We start from the raw sequence: 3,075 nt of genomic DNA on the forward strand, positions 1-3,075 counted from the left end.
CCCTCGGAGCTCGTGCAGGGCATGAGCTTCGCCGACTCCTACGCCTACCTCGACGACTGGGTGCTGCAGGGCCTGCGCGCCATCGGCATCGAGGCGACGTACCAGCCGCTCAACGACATCGCGAGCCCGCTCGGCAAGATCGGCGGCGCCGCGCAGAAGCGACTCGGCTCGGGCGGCGTGCTGCACCACGTGACCATGTCGTACGACCTCGACAACGCCAAGATGCTCGAGGTGCTGCGCATCGGCCGCGAGAAGATCAGCGACAAGGGCATCGCCTCGGCCGCCAAGCGCGTCGACCCGCTGCGGTCGCAGACCGGGCTCAGCCGCGCCGCCATCATCGAGAGCCTGAAGCAGACCTTCGCCGGCCTGTACGGCGCGACGCCCGGCACGGTATCGGCCGACGAGCTCGCCGAGGCCGAGGCGCTCGTGGAGTCGAAGTTCGCGACCCGCGAGTGGCTCTACCGCGTGCCCTGAGCGAGCGGATGCCGCACAGCGCCCTCCGTTGAGCTGCCGAACTGTCTCGATCGGCGGATATACGATCGGGCGCGCCGGCCTGCAGGCGAGAACCGCGGCGTGGCGGATCGTATATCCGCAGAGTGTGACGGATGCCGCGGGCGCGGGCTGTGGGCGGGCGCGAGGAAGGCTCATCGTCGCCGGGTAGACTCGCCGGGTGGATTGGTGGATCTGGCTCGGCATCGCCGTGCTCGTCGTGGGCTTCGTGTGGCTCGCGGTGCGGCGCGGCTGGATCGACCTGTCCGACAAGACCCGTCGCGGCGGTGGCGGTGGCGGCGTCATGATGATCGGCGACGAGGTCTTCGCCCCGCGCAAGCACGAGGCCCAGGTGGAGCTCGACCGCCAGAGCCGCCTGCCCGCGCCGGCCCCGGTGCCCGGCGACGGCGACCAGGGCATCGCGTTCGCGGCGGCGGATGCCGACGACGACGACCCCGACCGGTTCCGGGGCCGCATCCGGCTCGACGTCGACCGCGGCTGACCGCCTGACGGGCTGACCGCCTGACGGGCTGCCCTCCTGACGGGCTGCCCTCCTGAGCTCGGGCGGCTCAGCGCCCCGCGAGCGCCCGCGACGCCACCACGGCGACGATGGCGAGGGCGCCGAGCCCCGCTGCGGCGAACGCCGCGAGCACGAGGTTCGACCCGTCGTCGAAGAGGCCGCCGAGCGTCGCGCCGAGGGCGATGCCGCCGTTGAAGAAGACGACCATGAGCGCGCTCGCCGTGCCGCGCAGCGCGGGTGAGGCCACGCCGAGCAGGCGCGACTGCAGCATCGCGGGCAGTCCGCCGATCGCGAGGCCCCAGACCAGGAGTCCGGCGATGACGGCCGGGGTGCTCTGCGGCGCGAGGCCGAGGACGGCCAGCGCGACCGCGAACAGCACGGTCATCGTGGCGAGGGAGGCGACGGGCCAGCGGTCGGCCGTGAGGGCCGCGGCGACGAGCCCGCCGATCCCGGCCACGCCGAACCCGAGCAGCAGCGGCCCGACCCAGGCTGCGGGAAGGCCGGCGACCTCCGTGAGGTAGGGCGAGATGTAGGTGAAGAGCGTGAAGCTCGCCGCCGCCGTGAGCGTGCAGGCGACGGCCGCTGCCAGCACCGGCCGGATCGAGCGGTCGACCCGACGGCCTCGGACCGCTCCGGCTGAGCCCGCGGCATCCGCAGGGCTCGACGCTGCCCCCGGCGACGACGGAAGCCGGAGCCGGATGACCACCGCGATCAGCGCGAGCGCCAGCGCGAGTGCGCCGAACACGAGCCGCCAGTCGGCCACCTGTCCCACGACCGTTCCCAGGGGGATGCCCGCGACGGTGGCACCCGAGGCGCCGGCGCTCACGATCGCGACGGTGCGCCCTGCTGCGCTCGCCGGCACGAGCGACGTGGCGTAGACCATGACGACCGACCAGAACGCACCGTGCGCCATCGCCGCGATGATTCGCGACGCGAGCGCGAACTCGTACCCGGGTGCGATGGCGGTGAGCGTGTTGGCGACCGCCATCACCGCGAGCGCGCCGACGATGAGGGTGCGGCGATCGACGCGGGCGGTGAGCCGCACGATCGGCAGGCTCGCCACGATGATCGTGACCGCCCAGAGCGACACGAGCAGGCCGATCGACGACGGCGAGACGCCGAAGTCGGCGCTCATCGCGGGCAGCAGCCCGGCGGGAACCATCTCGACGGTGACGGTCGCGAACACGGCGAACGCGAGGGTGAGGAGCGCGAACCACGGCGTGCGCTGCCCCGACGCGACAGCCGGCTGGAGGGTGGTGGTTTCCGTCATACCGCGAGGCTAGACTTTGACATCTATGTGAAGGTCAAGCGGTCTGGAGCATCCCATGAGAATCGGCGAACTGTCGCAGCGCACGCAGGTGCCGACCCGCATGCTGCGGTACTACGAGGAGCAGGACCTGCTCCGATCCGACCGGCAGGCCAACGGGTATCGCGACTACCCCGAGTCGGCCGTCGCGCAGGTCGAGCTGGTGCGCGGGCTCATCTCGTCCGGCCTGCCCACTCGGCTGATCAAGACGATGCTCCACATGGAGGGCGTGCAGGGCGAGGAGCTCGCGCGCACCTGCACCCGCAACCTCGCCGAGGATCTCGCGCAGGAGCTCGAGACGCTCGAGTCGAAGATCGCGTGCCTCACGCGCAGCCGCGACACCGTTCGCAGCTTCCTCGCGCGCACGCGTCACGCCGAGGTGCTCGGCGACGCCAGGGCCGTGCTCGGCACCGTCGCCTGAAGCGCGCCGCTCGGCCCGCGCGGCCTGGCCGGGAACGCTCCGCCCACCCTCACGACGCCGACGAGGTCGGACACCCGAGCTGGTCGGCGACCGCGCGCATCGCCGCAGCCGCCTTGGGCACCGTCATGAGCGCGTTGCCGCCCACGATGTGCAGGCCGTAGGCGTCTTCGAGAGCCACGAACGTCATCGCCAGTTGGTCGTCTGGCAACCGGGGTGAGAACACGCCGGCGGCGCGGCCGGCGGCGAAGATGCGCGTGTAGGTCTCCACCTGGCGCAGGTACAGCTTCTGCACGAGCTCGTCGTGCAGCTCGGAGTTGCCGGCGAGCACGTCGAACTCGT

4 protein-coding genes and 1 pseudogene are annotated in these 3,075 nt (G+C 72.1%); 3 read left to right on the forward strand and 2 right to left on the reverse strand.

All coding sequences use genetic code 11. The annotated features are described in order from the left end of the window. Together AC1DY2_RS17840 and AC1DY2_RS17845 are read left to right on the forward strand one after the other, a co-directional pair. Window positions 1-474, forward strand: a 474-nt coding sequence (locus AC1DY2_RS17840) for a lipoate--protein ligase family protein (protein ID WP_476763627.1), incomplete at its 5' end; no start/stop codon positions are given. Between the two features lie 196 nt (window positions 475-670). Further along, window positions 671-991, forward strand: coding sequence for a hypothetical protein (locus tag AC1DY2_RS17845; RefSeq protein ID WP_476763628.1), 321 nt, complete (start codon window positions 671-673; stop codon window positions 989-991). Between the two features lie 67 nt (window positions 992-1,058). On the opposite strand, the gene AC1DY2_RS17850 is transcribed toward AC1DY2_RS17845, so the two are convergent. After that, the gene (locus AC1DY2_RS17850; protein WP_476763629.1) at window positions 1,059-2,279 is read right to left on the reverse strand and encodes an MFS transporter; all 1,221 of its coding nucleotides are present in this window, start codon (window positions 2,277-2,279) and stop codon (window positions 1,059-1,061) included. 55 nt (window positions 2,280-2,334) lie between these two features. Here AC1DY2_RS17850 and AC1DY2_RS17855 point away from each other — a divergent pair, with 55 nt between their 5' ends. Further along, on the forward strand, window positions 2,335-2,736 hold the full coding sequence (locus AC1DY2_RS17855; protein WP_476763630.1) for a MerR family transcriptional regulator: 402 nt from the start codon (window positions 2,335-2,337) through the stop codon (window positions 2,734-2,736). Window positions 2,737-2,785: 49 nt separating this feature from the next. On the opposite strand, the pseudogene AC1DY2_RS17860 reads toward AC1DY2_RS17855, so the two are convergent. Further along, window positions 2,786-3,075 (reverse strand): annotated as a pseudogene (locus AC1DY2_RS17860) (TetR/AcrR family transcriptional regulator); the annotation flags it as partial.

The sequence above is a fragment of the Agromyces sp. P1_H4 genome (genome assembly GCF_056405255.1).

What these genes read in the sequence shown, in the direction of transcription:
- AC1DY2_RS17855 (WP_476763630.1), top strand. Translation starts at nt 2,335, where the DNA reads ATGAGAATCGGCGAACTGTCGCAGCGCACGCAGGTGCCGACCCGCATG.
- AC1DY2_RS17850 (WP_476763629.1), bottom strand. Translation starts at nt 2,279, where the DNA reads ATGACGGAAACCACCACCCTCCAGCCGGCTGTCGCGTCGGGGCAGCGC.